The organism is Agrobacterium sp. ST15.13.015, from assembly GCF_027871645.1.
Taxonomy (GTDB): Bacteria; Pseudomonadota; Alphaproteobacteria; order Rhizobiales; family Rhizobiaceae; genus Agrobacterium; species Agrobacterium leguminum.
The window spans coordinates 94,607-111,387 of the sequence record NZ_JAQAHF010000001.1 but is presented as its reverse complement, the minus strand read 5'-3'; the positions used below and the strand labels follow the sequence as shown (position 1 = coordinate 111,387).

Sequence of the window (16,781 nt, the reverse complement as noted above, 5' to 3'; positions counted from 1 at the left end):
AGCTTGCCGCATTTCCAATGCGCTTTTTTCCTTCGGCATCATCATTCTGTCACGGAAACCAATTACCTCGCACTCCTGACCTTGCGGGAAGCTGGCGAGTCACGCCAAATAGCTTCTCATCCCTGGTCTCCCATGACACTGAAGAGTGCTTGCCGTGCGCTATGCCATCTATTTTTCTCCGGCTAAAGATCACCCGCTGACCGAGGCAGCGTCACGCTGGCTGGGCCGCAACGCATTTTCCGGCACGCTGCATGACGACCACGACGACTATGCCGAGATCACGGAGGAGCCGCGCCGTTACGGTTTCCACGCGACCCTGAAGGCTCCTTTCGAGCTTGCCGAAAAATACAGCGAAGCGGAGCTGCTCACGGCCTTCGAAGATTTCGCGGCCAGCCAGTCCACCTTCGAAATTCCACGTGTCATCGTCGGTGCGCTCGGGCCCTTTTTTGCACTCGTCCCGGACCGCATCTATCAGCCGCTGCAGGATTTTGCCGCCGAGATCGTCGATCATTTCGACCGGTTTCGCGCGCCTCTGTCGGAGACCGATATTGCCCGTCGGCGGCCACAGATGCTGACGGAGAGCCAGCGGCAGAATCTGTCGCTCTGGGGTTATCCGCATGTCATGGATGATTTCCGTTTTCATATGACACTGACCGGCCGCATCGACGAGAGCGAGCAGCCCGCCATGCACAAGGTGCTTTCGGCGCGGTTTTCCGAATTCACCGATCGACCTCTCAGCATTTCCGGCCTCGCCTTGTTCATTGAAGAAACGCGCGGGGCGCCCTTTACCGTTCATAGCTGGCACCCCCTTGGCCAGCCACCAAAGAAAGATGCGAACCCATGACCGAGCACGCCCTTTCCAATGCCCGTATCGTTCTGGAAGACGATATTATTCTGGGCTCTGTCCTGATCCGTGACGGCAAGATCGCCGATATCAGCGAAGGTGCTTCCAAAACCGGCGAAGACCTGGAAGGCGATTATTTGATCCCGGGTCTGGTGGAACTGCATACCGACCATCTTGAGCAGCATTATTCGCCGCGCCCCGGCGTGATCTGGGACAAGATCGCCGCCATTCAGGCCCATGACGCCCAGGTGGCCGCCTCCGGCATCACCACCGTATTCGACTGCCTCCGGCTCGGCTCGGATGAAGACGGCGGCTTCAAGAAGGGTGAAATGCGCGAAATGGCTGACGCCATCGAGGCCGCGGCGGATCAGAACCGCCTTCGTTCGGATCACCTGCTCCATCTGCGCTGTGAAGTCGCCTCCTCGGATGTACTGGACCATTTCGAAGACTTCGAAACCGATCCGCGCGTGCGGCTGATTTCGCTTATGGACCACTCCCCGGGGCAGCGCCAGTTCCAGTCGATGGATCAATATATCTTCTACTACCAGAAGAAGCGTGGGCTGAGCGACGAGGCTTTCGCCGAGTTCGTGCGGCGCCGGCAGGCGGCTTCGGCGGAATATTCCGCCAAGCACCGCGATTATCTGGCCGCCCGCTGCGCCGAGCGCGGCATCACCGTCGCAAGCCATGACGACGCCACCGAAGCGCATGTCGGCGAGGCTATCGGCCACGGCGTGAAACTGGCGGAATTCCCCACCAGCGTCGAAGCCGCAAAAGCCTCGCACAGCGCCGGCATGAGCGTGCTGATGGGTGCGCCGAACATCGTTCGCGGCAAGTCCCACTCCGGCAACATCGCCGCCCGCGATCTTGCTGAGATCGGCGTGCTGGATGTTCTTTCTTCCGACTATGTGCCCTTCAGCCTGCTCTTCGCGCCATTCCTGCTCGCCGATCAGGTAGAAGCCATCAGCCTGCCGGAGGCGCTGCGCATGGTCACCGCCACACCGGCGCGCACCGTCGGCCTTCTCGATCGCGGTCGTATCGCCACGGGATTGCGGGCCGATCTGGTCCGGGTTCACCGCGAGGATGGTGTGCCGGTCGCCCGTTCCGTCTGGCGTCAGGGCAAGCGCGTGGCATGACCGACGATGGGCAGGATAGCCGGCGCGCGGCATCGCCCGGCACGATGATCGTGATTGTCGGCCCGAGCGGGGCCGGCAAGGACACGCTGATGGACTATGCCGCAGCGCGATTGTGCGGACGGCCGGGCTTTCACTTCACCCGCCGCGTCATTACCCGCAGCGGCGATGCGGGGGGTGAAAACCACGATGCCGTTTCGATGCACGAGTTCAACCGGCTGGAAGATGAGGGCGCCTTCGCGGTGTCCTGGCAGGCGCATGGGCTGAAATATGGCATCCCGGCCGCGGTCTATCGTCACCTCAATGCGGGAGACGTGGTCATCGCCAACGGTTCGCGTTCCGCCCTGCCGCATTTCGGCACCGCCTTTTCCCGTCTCAAGGTCGTGAACATCGTCGCTCGGCCGGAGGTTTTGGCAATGCGCCTGGAGCAGCGCGGTCGGGAAAGCCGGGACGATATTCTCCGGCGGCTGGAACGCAGTTCGTTGACAGTCGCTGGAGACTTCGACGTCACGACCGTCGATAATAGCGGCGCTATCGAAGATGCCGGCCAAGCCATCATGCAGGTGCTGGAGCAAAGCGCAGACATCGGTCGCACTTAATATCCCGAAGCCGGGCTGCTCGACAAACGCTCTCTCAAGGCTTACCATCAGGCGACAATTTCCAAACATGGTACGCCAAGGCGAGGGATGCCCGAGAAAAGGGTCAGCGACGAGATAAGTGTGGTGGCCGGCCTGGCTGCCGGCGTCAGCAATTATGCCCGGTCACGGGGCATCGATATCGCACCGATCTGCAAGGCTCTGGACATTGATCCAGCCATATTCAGCAGCCTGACGGAACGCATAAGCCTCGATAGATTTTCCCGGCTGCTCGAAACCTGTGCACTGATTTCCGGCGACGACGCTTTCGGTCTGCAATGTGCTTCCACCTTTCCAGCGGGTGCATCCGGCGCGTTCGGATATGGGCTGATCAGTGCACCGACGGTTAGGGCGTTCCTGCGTTTTCTTCAGGACCATGTTTATTACGCGACCAATAACAGCAATTTCACCATGGTAACGGATGCCACGCAGGTAACCCTGTCATGGTCCTTCGCGCCGGTTATTGCCAAGCGCGATCAATATGTGGATTTGTCGCTCGCCGTCCTGGTACAGCGTCTCCGCGATATTCTCGGAGATCGTATCAACCAGATCGAGATCGGTCTAGAGCGGCCGAAACCGAATAATATTCAGCTATTTAAAGAAAGAATGACCAGGCGCGTCAGTTTTTCCCAGCCGATCCATACCATGCGTCTGCCGGTACCGCTTCTCGATGTGGTCAATCCGAATGCGGATGAGCGGCTGTTCGAGCTGATGAACCTGCAATGCCGCATGTTGCGACCGGAAACATCGGCGGACGCGACCCATTTCATTGACCAGGTGAAGCGGTATATGCAGATGCGGCTCTCGGATGCCGAGCTTTCGCTCGGCGAGATCGCTCCCTATTTCAACCTGTCGGAACGGAGTTTTCAACGGCGGCTCGCAGAGCTCGGCACCAATCTCAACGAGATAAAGGATGCCATTCGCAAAAATGCCGGTTTCAAACTCCTCGTGGAAAGCGATCTTCCGGTATCCGACATCAGTTACAGGCTTGGCTATTCGACACCCGGTGCGTTTTCGCGTTCCGTTTCGCGCTGGTTCGGGGCAACACCGACCGACATTCGCAAGAAACACGCGCATCATTCCGCCGGATGATACATGTTGACGGCATCAATATTTCGAAATGATGTATTAAATTTGAGAAATATGTCGGCGCTCATCGCGTTGTGTGCCGAAACATAACAATAAAACGAAAAACTTGGCGCGAGATGTTATTCTCTCGGTGAGGCACATCGCCTATTAGAGCGCCGCATATCCTTCGGGGTGTGACGAAAACATTCCAGAGCTTTGAAGCTGCATTTCACGCCAGACCCATTGTGGTCTCTGGCGATATCGGTGTTGCAGTTCCCTTCAGTGCACAGAATAGAGCGTCCGCGTCAGGATCGGCTGGCTGCGAAAGCGGCCCTTATTGCATAATTACCAATGCCCGATGAAACCTATTGGCGAAATTAGCGTTTCTGTTCGCGTATAGACAGAGCGGTAAACGAGCTGGTTTCGGGGAATGAATCATTGACTGATCGTGCCCCGGGAAGGCCAATCTCTTTTAAGGCTGAAAGAAAATGTCTTCAAACACGCCGCATGAACATCGCCAGACGCATGAAATCATCCTTTCGGAGCGTGAGCGGCATTATCTGGGGCTGGTCGCGCGGGGCAAGCATCCGTCCCACGTCGCCCTGATAACCGGCGCGGACGAAGCGGACGTGAAGGATACTCTTGAAAGAGTGCGCCACAGATTGGGCGCCACCAATCTGCTGAATGCCGTCAGCATCGCCCTGCTGCGCGGCCTGATCGTGCAGGACGCATAATCGCCAACCTGATCATCCAAGCTTACGCGAAACGTCCCCTCCCGTAAGCTGAAAACCGAATGAGCGGCTTTCTGCGTCAAAATCCTTCCATATCAATGGCGGGATGGCGGACCAAAGCGGGCTGGACATGATGTCCGGCCCTATCGACGCAAATGCAAAGCATGCCATTTACGGTTTGCCCGGCGGGTCATAGTCGACCCGCCGGGTTTTTATTGTCGCATCAGAGCGATTTAATTTCGGTCAGAATATCGCTTTCGATCACGATGCCGCTTTCCAGCGCCTGCTTGCGAATCCCCTGGCTGCGGCGGCCGGGCAGACGCACATTTTCCTGCTTTTCTATCTCGCCGGCTATGAGCCCCAGCCGCTCGGTAAAGGCCGTACCGCCTGACGATACCGGGTCTATGGCGATGATCGTGTGGCCAAGAGAGGGTGGTGCTCCCTTGTCATCGAGAAGGGAAGATGCCTCGAATGCGAAGTTTCCGCCGGTAATCGCAGCGGCCATGATCTCCACCATCAATGCCAGCGCAGCGCCCTTGGCCTCGCCTGCGGGCACCATGGTTCCCTCTATGGCCTCTTCGGGATCGGTCGTCGGCCGGCCGTTTCGGTCGAGCGCCCAGTCGCCGGGGATGGTTTCACCCTTCTGGCGGGCCGCCATGATCTTTCCACGCGCGACCTTGGAGAGCGCGAGATCGATGACCAGCGGATCGGCGCCGCCGACGGGGGTGGCGAAGGCAATTGGATTGGTTCCATAAAGCGGTTTGCTGCCGCCCCAAGGTGCCATGGATGCCGGAGCGTTGGCGAACATGAGTGCGACAAAACCCATTTCGGCGAGGCGCTCTACGGTCAGCGCCATGACACCCGCATGATGGGAGCGGTGGATCGCCGCAAGCGCAATGCCCTGCTGCCGGACCATGTCCGGCAATTCCTCAAGGGCGCAATCGATCGCCGGATAGGCATAGCCGTGATTGGCGTCGACCGAGAGCACGCCCGGCTTCACGCGGGTCGCCACCGGACGCGCCTTGCCATCGACCTTTCCAACCCGCGCCTGCCGGACATAAACGGGGATGCGGCGAAAACCGTGACCACCCTGGCCGGCCGCTTCGGAGGCGACGAGCGCCTTTGCCACCGAACGGGCGTTTTGCGGCAGAACGCCGTTGCGCTCAAAGATAGAGGATACGAGATCCTCCGCCTCTGCGATTGAGAATTTCATGATTTTCGTGATTCCTGTTGTCTTGCATGCGATGGGACGGATTGGTCCTACTTTGCGGTATGCGGTCGCCGCAAATCAACATGGAAAATAAATCGGGCATCCCTTCCTCTCCAGAGTTGGGATGCCCTTATGCGGTTGGGCTTTTTCACCCTACTTGAAAAGAATCGGCAGGGTAAAACTCGTATTTGCGCCTGGCGGCGGCGGCGAGACGGACGCTCTTTGTATGACGGCCAGAAGCTTCTGATCCATCGCCGAGTCACCGGTGGATGAAATAATCCTCGCACCGCCGACGGAACCACCGCTGTCTATCTTGAATGAAACCGTAATGGTCATCCCCGATTTTCCAGCCGAACGCACCAGTCGCCGCTGCATCGCCGAGCGCACTTTCGCACCCCAATCGGCATTTGACATGGACGAGGACGAGAAGGAGCCGGCATTGCTGCGCGATGCCGCCGTCCGGTCGGACTGCTGGGCTTCAGCCTTCGCCGTTTCGCGCAGTTCCGATGCCTGCTGCGGTTTGGGACGCTGGCGCTCAACCTTCTTTTTCTCTTGCGGCTCTTTCTTTTCCACCTTCTTTTCGACGGGCGGCGGCGGAGGACGCATGACAGGCAGAGGAACCTCGACATTTTCGAGTTCCGCCATCATCTGTTCCTGAACGGGATCGACCGGCTCCACGGGTTCGGGAATTTCCTGCGGTTCGACGATCTCCTCGACCGGCGGTTCAGGCGGCTGCACCGGCTCTGGCGGCGGCGGCGTTTCCGCAACCGGCTCCGGTGGCGGCGGCTCTTCCGGGGCGGCTTCCTCCACCGGTTCGCTGCTGTCGCTCTTCACCTCTTCGGCGTCCTCAACATCCTGCGCGGGCGTCGTTTCTTCGGTCTTTACGGCCTCCGGTATCGCCGCCATTTCGATCATGATCGCAGCAGGCGGCGGCCCGCCGGCTTCCTGCTCCTCGGGCTCCTGCATCAGATAATAGGCAAAACCAGCGTGAACGCCCAGCATGAGCAGCGCCGCGACGGACCACAGCGTTACTTCCCCGAGACGGGAATGCCGGGCCTGCGGGTAGCCGTTTTCAGTCATGGCGTGGTTCCCGGCGCTGCGGGTTGGCCAACGGCGGCCGGCTGCGATGCGGCAGCCGCGTTTTCCAGTCCTACGAGGGCGATCTTCAGATAACCGGCATCTCTCAGCAGGTTCATGATTTCCATGAAGTGGCCGTAATCGACCGCCTTGTCGGCCCGCAGGAAGATGCGCGTATCCTTCTTGCCGCCCGTCTGCCGGTCGATGGCGGCGGCCAGTGCTTCGCGGGCAACCGCATCATTGCCGAGATTGAGCGAGAGGTCGTCCTTGACCGTCAGATAAAGCGGCTCCTCCGGGCGTTCCGCCGGCTTTGCGGTGGATGCGGGCAGATCGACATTCACATCGACGGTGGCGAGCGGTGCCGCCACCATGAAGATGATGAGCAGAACCAGCATCACGTCGATGAAGGGCGTGACATTGATCTCGTGGTTTTCGGAGAGATCGTCTCCGCTATTTTCGCGAATACCGCCAGCCATGGCCGATCACCGTCCTACCAGCGATACCGCGGGCTTGCTGGTGCTGCCCGGGGGAATACGGCGGAAATCGAGATCGCGGCTGACGAGGCGTTCCACGCCGGCTGCGGCATCCGCTAGCAGATGGCGGTATCCGGTGATGGAGCGGGCGAAGACGTTGTAGATCACCACGGCCGGAATGGCGGCGACAAGGCCGATGGCGGTGGCGAGCAGCGCTTCGGCAATGCCCGGCGCGACGACGGCAAGATTGGTCGTCTGCGATTCCGAAATGCTGATGAAGGAGTTCATGATGCCCCAGACGGTGCCGAACAGGCCGACGAAGGGAGCAGTGGAACCGATCGTCGCCAGAACACCCGTTCCGCGCGACATGCGGCGACCCGCATGGGTTTCGATACGCGAAAGCGCCGACGAGACACGCTCCTTGATACCGCCGCCATCCGTATGTTCGACCACCGCATCGGAAAGCTGCATTTCATGGGTCGCCATGCGCAGCATCAGTGCTGCCGGCCCGCCCTTCTTTTCGACGGCCTCGGTGGCCTCCGTCAGGGTTTTTGCCCTGCGAATGACCTTGAGCGTCGCGCCGGCGCGCACCCGCGCACCTGCAAGCTCGATAGACTTCGCGACCCAGACAGTCCACGTGACCAGAGATGCGAAGGCAAGACCGATCATGACACCCTTCACGACCCAGTCGGCCGCCATGAACATGCCCCAGGGAGAAAGGTTGTGCGGGATATCCGCACGATGTTCGGCGCTCGCGGGCTCGGTGCTGACAGGCTCTATCGGGGTCGCGGCTTCATTCGGCGCGGTCGTCTGGCCCGTCTGTGCGGGCTGCTCGGTCTGCGTCGGCTGCGGTGCCGGTGCGGTATTCGTCGCGGGCTGAGCCGGTGCAGGCTGGGCCGGTGCGGGCTGAGTTGACTGAGGCTGCGAGGGTGCGGTGGCGGCCGGCTGTTCCGGTGCAGTCGCGGAAGGCTGGACGGGCGCGGCGGCCGGAGCGCCCGGCGTTGCAGGAGCCGCCGGCTGTGCTGGCTGAATCGCTTCCGTTTGCGGTGCCGGCTGTATCTGGGTTTCCGGTGCCGTCTGAGCGAAAACCGCGCCGGCACTCAAGCCAGCACTCAGGCCGGCCAGCAAGGTGACAGTCATGGCAAGGGAGAGATGCCTTGTCGTGTTTGCCTTGTTGAAGGATGCGGAAGAAGTTGAGGTCTCAGCTGACATAATTTTTATCCCGGATTTCCGTCGATGAACTCATCCGCAGATTGACCGGTTCCTGAAAACCGGGGTCATGAACGGATACCGTCGTGAAAGCTTGACGTTCCGATAATAAACCTGAGTTCTTTTGACAACTATTATATTGTCAAAAGACCACCCGTAAACTCTTCTTTACAAAAAATTGACCGATCGACGGCCTTCAGCCGTTTTGCGAGGGCGAAAACTGCGCAATAAGGGCGTGCCGGTCACCGGGATAGGTGACACGGACGCGGGTGATATAATCGGCCCCGTGCCAGGTCCGGCGATCAATGACCAGACAGGCAGCACCGGAAGCAATACCGAGCGCGGCTGCATTTTTACGGTCGGCGGAAACGGCGCTGATACGATGTTCGGCCGCACTCCAGGGCACCATTTTCAGCAGCCATGTCCCCGGCCCGATCTGTGAAAAATCCGCGGCTTCCGCCTCCGGAACGGCGGTGACATTGACAATGCGCTCTTCAAGGCAAAAGGGAACGCCGCCGGCAAAGTGCGTGCAGTTGAGTTCCAGGACCGGGGCGTCGGCGGCAAGCGCCATGGCCGCGCCGTCTTCTTCACCCGCAGGGCGCAGCCGTCGTTTGTCGAGACGGTAACCGTAGACCAGACCCAGCGCCTGCACCTCCCGCTCGATATCGTGGATTTCCAGAACGGCGGATTGCGCATGGGGCTGGCGAACGAAGGTACCGAGACGGCGGCGTCTTTCGATGAGTCCGCGCTGCACCAGTTCGCTGAGAGCCTTGTTCACCGTCATGCGCGAACAGGCATATTGCCGGGTCATCTCGTGCTCGAAGGGAATACGATAACCCGGCGGCCATTCGCCCGACATGATGTGGCGCTCGACATCATTGCGGATGCGCTCGTGCAGCGATTTTTCCTGAAGATCGGCGCCTGTGCTCCTCATCCCGATGCTTTTATCCTCCCCTTTGCCGGATCAACTATCCATGGGCAGCGGCGGCAATCGCCTCGCTGCGGATTTCCTCCGTAAGCTTGGCGCGCAGCTCAGAAAATTCCGGGCTGGCCTTGACGGTGTAGTGACGCGGATGCGGCAGGTCGACCGGCGTGATCGACTTGATGCGACCCGGCCTTGCGGACATGGTCACCACACGCGACGCCATGAAGACCGCCTCCTCGATATCGTGTGTGACGAAAATGACCGTCTTCTGCTCCCGCTCCCAGATACCGAGCAGCAATTCCTGCATCAGCCCGCGCGTCTGGTTGTCGAGAGCGCCGAAAGGCTCGTCGAGCAGCAGGATTTTCGGGCCGTTCGCGAGGGCGCGGGCAATGGCCGTTCTCTGCTGCATGCCGCCGGAGAGCTGTTTCGGCCAATGGTTCTCGAAGCCGCGCAGGCCGACCTTGTCGATATAGCTATCGACAATCTCCCATTTTTCCTTCTCGGCAACGCCGCGTTCGCGCAGGCCGAAGGCGACATTTTCGCGGATCGTCAGCCAGGGAAACAGCGTATAGGACTGGAACACCATGCCGCGATCCGCCCCCGGCCCCGTCACCGCCCTACCGGACAGCAGCACTTCGCCCGTCGTCGGGCGGTCGAGACCGGCGATGATGCGCAGCAAGGTCGATTTTCCGCATCCCGACGGGCCGAGGATGGTGACGAAATCATTGCGGGGAATTTCCAGATCGGTGGGCTGGAGGGCCAGCGTCGGCTGCCCGCCCTGCACACCCGGAAAAGTGCGGCTGACGCCCTTGATAACGAGTTCGCTCATCAGGCAAGCCTCCAAGCGAAAAGCTTCCGGTTCAGCGATTTGAACGCAAAGTCCGAAATAAGACCGATAATGCCGATGACGATGATGCCGAAGATGATCTGCCCGGTCGCCATCAGCGCCTGGCTGTTGATAATCATATAACCGATGCCCGAGGAGGCGCCGATCAGTTCCGCGACAATGACATAGGTCCAGGCCCAGCCGAGAACGAGACGGAGGATTTCCGCAATATGGGGCGCATTGGCGGGAATGAGAACACGGCGAACAACGCCCCGGTCCTTCGCACCAAGCGTATAGGCCGCCTCCACCAGATCCCGTCTTGTGCCGGCGACAGCCACGGCCACCATCAGGATGATCTGGAACACCGCGCCGATGAAGATCACCAGCAGCTTCTGCATCTCGCCGATCCCGGCCCAGAGAATGAGGAGCGGCACGAAGGCGGAAGCCGGCAGATAGCGCGCGAAGGAGACGAAGGGCTCCAGCAGCGCCTCGACGGGCTTATAGGCCCCCATGGCGATGCCGACCGGCACGGCAACGAGCGATGCCAGCACGAAACCGCCGACCACGCGCCAGATCGTCATGCCGATATCGCTGGCAAAACCCTGATCGGTCAGCAGATAGATGCCGTCCTTCAGCATGGTGACGGGGTCGGCCAGAAAGGTCGGCGATACGAAACCGCCCAGCGTGGCAAAGCCCCAGGCGGAAAAAAACAGCACGAAGAACAGGATGCCGAGAGCAATTCTCGTGCTGTTCCTTATGGGTTGAAGAGGTTGCATCTGTCGCCTGTCCGGAAAACCGGCGCGGCACCTTCGCCGCGCCATCGGAGCGCCGTGCGCGTTTCGCGACGCACAATCGACGCACTCACCTGTCTTTGGCTGCAATATTCCCTGCAGGGAACGCGGCCGCCTTTTCTGTTACTTGATGAAGGACGTATCCGCGAGGGTCGAAAGATCGGGTTTCGACTTTATCACGCCGATTTCCAGCAGCAGGTCCGCCGATTTTTCCGAGAATGTCTTGAATTCACCCTCGAAAAACTTCTGGTTGGCGGCCTTGTCCTGCCATTCGAGGAACTTTGCCGAAGCGGCAAAGGCCTCGCCGGTCTGCTTCACATCCGCGCCCATCGTCGCATAGGACTTTTCGGGATCGGCCTTGATGAGCTCGAGGGCCTGGAAATAGCTGTCCGCCAGTGCTTTCGCCGCCTGCGGATTGGCCTTCAGGAAATCCGGGGTGCAACCGAACGTATCCATGACAGCGGGATAATCCAGCGTCGTGGCGAGGATTTTGCCCTTGTCGGGGGCGGCGCGGACAGTGGACAGATAGGGCTCATAGGTCATGGCCGCATCATTTTGACCGGCAACGAATGCCTGCGCGGCCGGTCCCGGCTCGAGGTTGACGACCTTGACATCCTTCAGGGTAAGGCCGTTTTCCTTGAGTATCCAGGCAAGGAAGAAATAAGGGGAGGTGCCCGGCGCGGAGGCGGCAACCGTCTTGCCTTTCAGGTCCGCGACCTTGGCAACATCACTGCGCACCGCAATGCCATCCGCGCCATGCGACTTGTCCATCTGGAAAATCTGGGTGGATTTCACGCCATTGGCATTCCACGCGATCCATGTTTCCACCGTGGTGGCGGCGCACTGGATGTCACCGGAAGCAAGGGCCAGATGGCGGCTCGCCTGCGGGATTTTCTTGATATCGACTTTCAGACCGTTCTTTTCGAAAATGCCGGCCTGTTTGGCGAGCGTCAACGGTGCAAAACCGGTCCAGCCGGACATGCCAATCGTCACCGACGTCTCGGCATAGGCGGAAGCGGATGAAAAGAGCGCGGCGACTGTGGCGAGTACCCATGTTTTCTTCATGATCTGAACCCCTTTTGATTTATTTTTGTGCGATGCTGTTTATCGCTTTATTTGAGGCATGGTAGGCAGGGATTTTATATTTGTCTAGACAAAATAGAAGCTTCCGAAGGCCTCCGGAAAGATTGCAAATACACCATCCGGCATTCTAGACATAGGATAACACGGCCCCGCGCGGAGGCCCGCCGTTTTTCCATATCGAGCTTTCCATGACCAGACAAAGACGTCGCAGTATCATCAGGGCAAGGCGAACCGGAACCGGAATTGCGCTGGTTGCCGCCATTTCCTTCATCGCGGGCATGACGGATGCGGTGGGCCTGCATATTTCAGGCGACTTCGTGTCCTTCATGACCGGCAACACCACGCGCGCCGCAGTCTCGATAGAGGCTGGCCTCTATTCCCACGCCGCGAAACTGCTTTTCGCAATCATTGCCTTCGTGGCGGGCAATGCCGGCGGCATCGTGGTCGCGCATAAGTTCGACCGGCGCATCTTCGCCGTTCTGATGGCGGTGGGATTGCTGGTAACAATTGCCGCGCTGCTCGGCGGCGAGACTTCCGCTCTTGCGCAATTTTATCTCGTCGTTTTCGCCATGGGCATGGTCAACGCCGCCGTTGAGCATATTGAGGGACTGCCAATCGGGCTTACCTATGTGACCGGCGCGCTTTCCCGTTTCGGCCGCGGCATCGGTCGTTTTCTTCTCGGCGAACGGAGCCTCGACTGGGGCATTCAGATCGTGCCATGGCTTGGAATGATATGCGGCGCGATCTGCGGCGCTATTCTTGCCGCCACCCTGCAATCGAACGCCCTTTGGGTGGTCGCGGCCACGGTTTTCGTCGTCGCCATCGCCACTTTCATCATTCCGCGCTCGCTTCGCCAGCGCTACAATCAAAGGGTCAAAATCCGGCGGATTACGCCCTGAAAATCATCGCCGTCACTTTCGCGAGATGGTGACGAATTTCGTGCCCCGCACCCGCACCGTCATCAGGCAGGGTTCCTTGTCGGTACGCTCGCAATAACGCGGATGCATCTTCAGCACGAAAACCATGTTGCCGAAGCGCTTGATGAAATCATAGTCGTAAATCCGGGCCGTCGCGATCATCAGATAACCGCCCTCTTTCACCTGGACATAGAAATTATAAGGGCATCCCTCGTCGTCGCAGCTGCGGCCCTTTTCGCCGTCACAATCGAGAACACCGTGATTGACGACGGCGTCCATCAGCCCGTCATTGTTGATATCCAGCCGCGTGACGAAATCGTCGCCGAAGGCCGCCACCTTGCACTCGTTGCGGAAATGGTCCTTCTCGTAGATCTCGGGGTCGTTCACCAGCTGCTGCTGCGCCGAGAGCGCCACCGGAAACATCAAGAGAACCAGCGCCTGAAGAGCGGCAACGAGAGCGATTCGCACGGCATTTTCCTTTGCATCCGTTTCGGTTATGGATGTTGCGATCATCCGGGCGGCCAGCCTAGAGTTTAGTGCTTGCGCGACACTGACGTGTTCGCAGCCCGTGTTTCCGGGGGGAACCTTTTCATGACGCTTCTGGGTTTTCTCGACTATGCCGGGGTCGCCATCTTTGCCGCAACGGGCGCGCTCGCCGCCTCGCGCAAGCAGCTCGACCTGATCGGCTTCCTGTTTTTCGCCGCCGCAACCGGCATCGGCGGCGGCACGGTGCGCGATCTGGTGCTTGGCAGGACGCCGGTATTCTGGGTGGTGAACCCGACCTATATCCTCGTCTGCGTCTCGGTCGCGGTGCTGCTGTTCTTCACCGCGCATCTGTTCGAATCCCGTTACCGCGTGCTGATCTGGCTCGATGCACTCGGCCTTTCCGCTTATTGCGTCATGGGAGCAGCCAAGGGGCTTGCCGCCAGCGGCTCCGCAACCGTCGCCATCGTCACCGGCGTTCTGACGGCGACGTTCGGTGGTGTGTTGCGCGATATTCTCGCCGGCGAACCTTCCGTGCTGCTGCGGCCGGAAATCTACATCACCTGCGCGCTCCTGGGCTCCTCCACATTCATTGTCGTCTATTTCCTCGGCGCACCGCTTTATGCCGCATCAGCCGCAGGCGTCCTGACGGCCTTCGCAGTCCGGTCCGGTGCGCTGATCTTCGGCTGGACTTTTCCGCCCTACAAGGCAAAGCCCGGCAGGCGGCCGGAAGATGTGATGAAGTGATAAATAGAAATGACCGCCGAAAACAGAGATGGCGCCCGTGGGCGCCATTTTCACATCCGCGATCGGACTGAAGCCTTATCCGCGCTTGCGGCGAAGGCGGATGACCACGTCCACATGGGCGATTTCCATGCCCTCGGGCGCTTCCGGCAAATTGTCGATCTGGAGGTTATTGACGGGAATATCCAGAACCTCGTTCTCACCCTCCACGAAGAAGTGGTGGTGATCCGAGACGTTGGTGTCGAAATAGGTGCGGGCGCCTTCCACGGCGAGAACACGGATGAGGCCGGCTTCGGTGAACTGGTGCAGCGTATTGTAGACGGTGGCGAGAGAAACGGGCACGCCGGCGGTGACCGCCTCATCGTGCAGTTCCTCGACCGTCAGATGGCGATCGCCCTTTGCGAAAAGCAGATCGCCCAAAGCCACACGCTGTCGCGTGGGGCGCAGCCCCGAGCGCCGCAACCTCGTTCCGATATCCAATGTGGCGTCAAATGCCATGCAATCCCATTCCAAACAGAGGTATGAAACTTACCAATTGCATTAGCATATATCTTTTGCGGTGAGTGCTTTCAATAGTTTCGGCGTGGCTTAGGCGCGGCAAATGGCGGCAAACCGGCCATTCCTGCAATTTTCCTCTGGTTCCAGCCGTACGGTTCCTGTATGCGGACGGCATATTGAGGTAATGACTTCTGCGAAGAAGGTTCGAAGACAAAGAATGGGGGCGGAGCGGCCTTCGCCCTTGCAGCGCTTCATTTTGAACCTAACTTGCTCTAGTGAAGTCGATCAACACCAGTAACTGGGGAAGTGAAAGCGGTATGGCAACGAGGCAATCAAGTTACAATTACGAGGAGATCCTGTCCTGCGGTCGCGGCGAATTGTTCGGCCCGGGAAATGCACAGCTCCCATTGCCCCCCATGCTCATGGTCCATCGCATTACCGAAATTTCCGAAACCGGCGGCGCCTTCGACAAGGGTTTCATCCGCGCCGAATACGATGTCAGCCCGGACGACTGGTATTTCCCCTGCCACTTCCAGGGCAACCCGATCATGCCGGGGTGCCTCGGCCTTGACGGCATGTGGCAGCTGACCGGTTTCTTCCTCGGCTGGCTGGGCGAAGAAGGTCGCGGCATGGCGCTTTCCACCGGCGAAGTGAAGTTCAAGGGCATGGTTCGCCCTCACACGAAGCTCCTTCAATATGGTATTGATTTCAAGCGCGTGATGCGCGGCCGTCTGGTGCTCGGAACCGCCGACGGCTGGCTCAAGGCGGACGGCGAAACCATTTATCAGGCGACGGATCTGCGCGTAGGCCTGTCGAAGGAAAAGGCTGCCTGAGGCAGACGGAATAGTCCTGACAAACGCCGGGCGGCTTCGGTCGTCCAGCCGAAATCTTAAGAAAAGGTCCCTTTCATGAGACGAGTTGTTGTCACCGGCCTCGGTATTGTTTCTTCCATCGGCGGTGATGCCGCTGAAGTCACCGCATCGCTGCGCAATGCCAAATCCGGCATTTCATTTTCGCCGGATTTTGCCGAACACGGTTTCAAATGCCAGGTCTGGGGCAAGCCGTCTCTCGACCCGACCGATCTGGTCGACCGCCGCGCCATGCGCTTCCTGTCGCAGGGCGGCGCGTGGAACCATGTCGCCATGAAGCAGGCAATCGCCGATTCCGGTCTCGAAGAGAGCGACATCAGCGGCAATGAGCGCACTGGCATCATCATGGGTTCGGGCGGACCTTCCACCCGCACCATCGTCGAGGCGGCCGATATTACGCTGAAGAACAACAGCCCTAAGCGCATCGGCCCCTTTGCCGTGCCGAAGGCCATGTCATCCACCGCCTCTGCGACGCTTGCTACCTGGTTCAAGATCCATGGCGTCAACTACTCCATCTCGTCGGCCTGCTCCACCTCGGCGCATTGCATCGGCAACGCTGCCGAAATGATCCAGTGGGGCAAGCAGGACGTGATGTTTGCGGGCGGCCATGAGGATCTCGACTGGTCCATGTCCAACCTCTTCGACGCCATGGGCGCCATGTCGTCCAAATATAACGAGACACCGAGCGCCGCCTCGCGCGCCTATGACGTCAACCGCGACGGTTTCGTGATTGCCGGCGGTGCGGGCGTGCTGGTTCTCGAAGAGCTGGAACATGCCAAGGCGCGCGGTGCGAAGATTTACGCCGAGATCGTCGGTTACGGCGCGACCTCCGACGGTTACGACATGGTGGCGCCTTCAGGCGAAGGCGCGATCCGCTGCATGCGGCAGGCGCTTTCCACCGTGAAGGGTGACATTGACTACATCAATACCCACGGCACATCGACGCCGGTTGGCGACAGCAAGGAAATCGGCGCGATCCGGGAAGTCTTCGGCGACAAGATTCCGCATATCCAGTCGACCAAGTCGCTCACCGGCCATTCGCTGGGTGCGGCCGGCGTGCAGGAATCGATCTACGGCCTGTTGATGATGCAGGAACGCTTCATCGGCGAAAGCGCGCATATTTCCGAGCTCGATCCCGAATTTGCGGGCGTTCCGATCGTTCGCAGCCGCATCGACAACGCCAAGATCGACACCATCCTTTCCAACTCCTTCGGCTTCGGCGGCACCAACGCCACGCTCGTCTTCCAGCGTCATAACGGATAATTGCC

19 protein-coding genes are annotated in these 16,781 nt (G+C 59.6%); 9 read left to right on the top strand and 10 right to left on the bottom strand.

Annotated elements, in window-relative coordinates; all coding sequences use genetic code 11:
• Positions 1 to 145: 145 nt before the first annotated feature.
• The 5 genes from PIB16_RS00515 (at position 146) to PIB16_RS00495 (ending at position 4,411) form a co-directional block, all read left to right on the top strand.
• A complete protein-coding gene (locus tag PIB16_RS00515) occupies positions 146 to 844 on the top strand; it encodes a DUF1045 domain-containing protein (protein WP_271044781.1) in 699 nt (232 codons plus the stop codon).
• Positions 841 to 1,977, top strand: coding sequence for an alpha-D-ribose 1-methylphosphonate 5-triphosphate diphosphatase (locus PIB16_RS00510; protein WP_078051431.1), 1,137 nt, complete (start codon positions 841 to 843; stop codon positions 1,975 to 1,977). The genes PIB16_RS00515 and PIB16_RS00510 overlap by 4 nt, the downstream gene beginning before the upstream one ends.
• Positions 1,974 to 2,573, top strand: coding sequence for a phosphonate metabolism protein/1,5-bisphosphokinase (PRPP-forming) PhnN (gene phnN / locus PIB16_RS00505; protein ID WP_161987727.1), 600 nt, complete (start codon positions 1,974 to 1,976; stop codon positions 2,571 to 2,573). The genes PIB16_RS00510 and phnN overlap by 4 nt, the downstream gene beginning before the upstream one ends.
• A gap of 87 nt (positions 2,574 to 2,660) precedes the next feature.
• The gene (locus PIB16_RS00500; RefSeq protein ID WP_065654738.1) at positions 2,661 to 3,701 is read left to right on the top strand and encodes an AraC family transcriptional regulator; all 1,041 of its coding nucleotides are present in this window, start codon (positions 2,661 to 2,663) and stop codon (positions 3,699 to 3,701) included.
• A gap of 464 nt (positions 3,702 to 4,165) precedes the next feature.
• On the top strand, positions 4,166 to 4,411 hold the full coding sequence (locus PIB16_RS00495; protein WP_078051433.1) for a LuxR C-terminal-related transcriptional regulator: 246 nt from the start codon (positions 4,166 to 4,168) through the stop codon (positions 4,409 to 4,411).
• 220 nt (positions 4,412 to 4,631) lie between these two features.
• Here PIB16_RS00495 and PIB16_RS00490 read toward each other — a convergent pair whose 3' ends face one another.
• From PIB16_RS00490 to PIB16_RS00455, 8 genes are all read right to left on the bottom strand, one after another.
• Entirely contained in the window at positions 4,632 to 5,621 is a 990-nt protein-coding gene (locus PIB16_RS00490; RefSeq protein WP_271044780.1) for an Ldh family oxidoreductase, read from the bottom strand.
• Between the two features lie 150 nt (positions 5,622 to 5,771).
• Positions 5,772 to 6,698, bottom strand: a complete 927-nt coding sequence (locus tag PIB16_RS00485; protein WP_078051435.1) for an energy transducer TonB family protein — start codon at positions 6,696 to 6,698, stop codon at positions 5,772 to 5,774.
• Positions 6,695 to 7,171 carry a TonB system transport protein ExbD gene (gene exbD / locus PIB16_RS00480; protein ID WP_065654742.1) on the bottom strand — a complete coding sequence of 159 codons (477 nt, stop codon included), beginning with the start codon at positions 7,169 to 7,171 and terminating at the stop codon, positions 6,695 to 6,697. The genes PIB16_RS00485 and exbD overlap by 4 nt, the downstream gene beginning before the upstream one ends.
• A gap of 6 nt (positions 7,172 to 7,177) precedes the next feature.
• The gene (gene exbB / locus PIB16_RS00475; protein WP_174038699.1) at positions 7,178 to 8,380 is read right to left on the bottom strand and encodes a tonB-system energizer ExbB; all 1,203 of its coding nucleotides are present in this window, start codon (positions 8,378 to 8,380) and stop codon (positions 7,178 to 7,180) included.
• Between the two features lie 193 nt (positions 8,381 to 8,573).
• On the bottom strand, positions 8,574 to 9,311 hold the full coding sequence (gene hutC, locus PIB16_RS00470; protein WP_125145108.1) for a histidine utilization repressor: 738 nt from the start codon (positions 9,309 to 9,311) through the stop codon (positions 8,574 to 8,576).
• A gap of 34 nt (positions 9,312 to 9,345) precedes the next feature.
• Positions 9,346 to 10,131 carry an ABC transporter ATP-binding protein gene (locus tag PIB16_RS00465; RefSeq protein ID WP_020809178.1) on the bottom strand — a complete coding sequence of 262 codons (786 nt, stop codon included), beginning with the start codon at positions 10,129 to 10,131 and terminating at the stop codon, positions 9,346 to 9,348.
• Entirely contained in the window at positions 10,131 to 10,904 is a 774-nt protein-coding gene (locus PIB16_RS00460; RefSeq protein WP_271044779.1) for an ABC transporter permease, read from the bottom strand. Before PIB16_RS00460 ends, PIB16_RS00465 begins: the two co-directional genes overlap by 1 nt.
• Positions 10,905 to 11,042: 138 nt before the next feature.
• Positions 11,043 to 11,984, bottom strand: a complete 942-nt coding sequence (locus tag PIB16_RS00455; RefSeq protein WP_065654746.1) for an ABC transporter substrate-binding protein — start codon at positions 11,982 to 11,984, stop codon at positions 11,043 to 11,045.
• Positions 11,985 to 12,190: 206 nt separating this feature from the next.
• Here PIB16_RS00455 and PIB16_RS00450 point away from each other — a divergent pair, with 206 nt between their 5' ends.
• Positions 12,191 to 12,901 (top strand): YoaK family protein, encoded by a 711-nt coding sequence (locus tag PIB16_RS00450; RefSeq protein WP_078051438.1) that lies wholly within the window; start codon positions 12,191 to 12,193, stop codon positions 12,899 to 12,901.
• A gap of 12 nt (positions 12,902 to 12,913) precedes the next feature.
• Here the strand turns inward: PIB16_RS00450 and PIB16_RS00445 are convergent, their stop codons facing one another.
• The gene (locus PIB16_RS00445) at positions 12,914 to 13,432 is read right to left on the bottom strand and encodes a hypothetical protein (protein ID WP_003524381.1); all 519 of its coding nucleotides are present in this window, start codon (positions 13,430 to 13,432) and stop codon (positions 12,914 to 12,916) included.
• A gap of 78 nt (positions 13,433 to 13,510) precedes the next feature.
• On the opposite strand from PIB16_RS00445, the gene PIB16_RS00440 reads away from it, so the two are divergent.
• Positions 13,511 to 14,149: a trimeric intracellular cation channel family protein gene (locus PIB16_RS00440; protein ID WP_003524379.1), complete on the top strand. Its 639-nt coding sequence runs from the start codon at positions 13,511 to 13,513 to the stop codon at positions 14,147 to 14,149.
• Between the two features lie 75 nt (positions 14,150 to 14,224).
• Here PIB16_RS00440 and irrA read toward each other — a convergent pair whose 3' ends face one another.
• Positions 14,225 to 14,644 carry an iron response transcriptional regulator IrrA gene (gene irrA, locus PIB16_RS00435; protein WP_003507276.1) on the bottom strand — a complete coding sequence of 140 codons (420 nt, stop codon included), beginning with the start codon at positions 14,642 to 14,644 and terminating at the stop codon, positions 14,225 to 14,227.
• Positions 14,645 to 14,961: 317 nt separating this feature from the next.
• On the opposite strand from irrA, the gene fabA reads away from it, so the two are divergent.
• Positions 14,962 to 15,477: a 3-hydroxyacyl-[acyl-carrier-protein] dehydratase FabA gene (gene fabA / locus PIB16_RS00430; RefSeq protein ID WP_003507274.1), complete on the top strand. Its 516-nt coding sequence runs from the start codon at positions 14,962 to 14,964 to the stop codon at positions 15,475 to 15,477.
• A gap of 75 nt (positions 15,478 to 15,552) precedes the next feature.
• A complete protein-coding gene (gene fabB / locus PIB16_RS00425; protein WP_065654750.1) occupies positions 15,553 to 16,776 on the top strand; it encodes a beta-ketoacyl-ACP synthase I in 1,224 nt (407 codons plus the stop codon).
• Positions 16,777 to 16,781 lie beyond the last annotated feature (5 nt).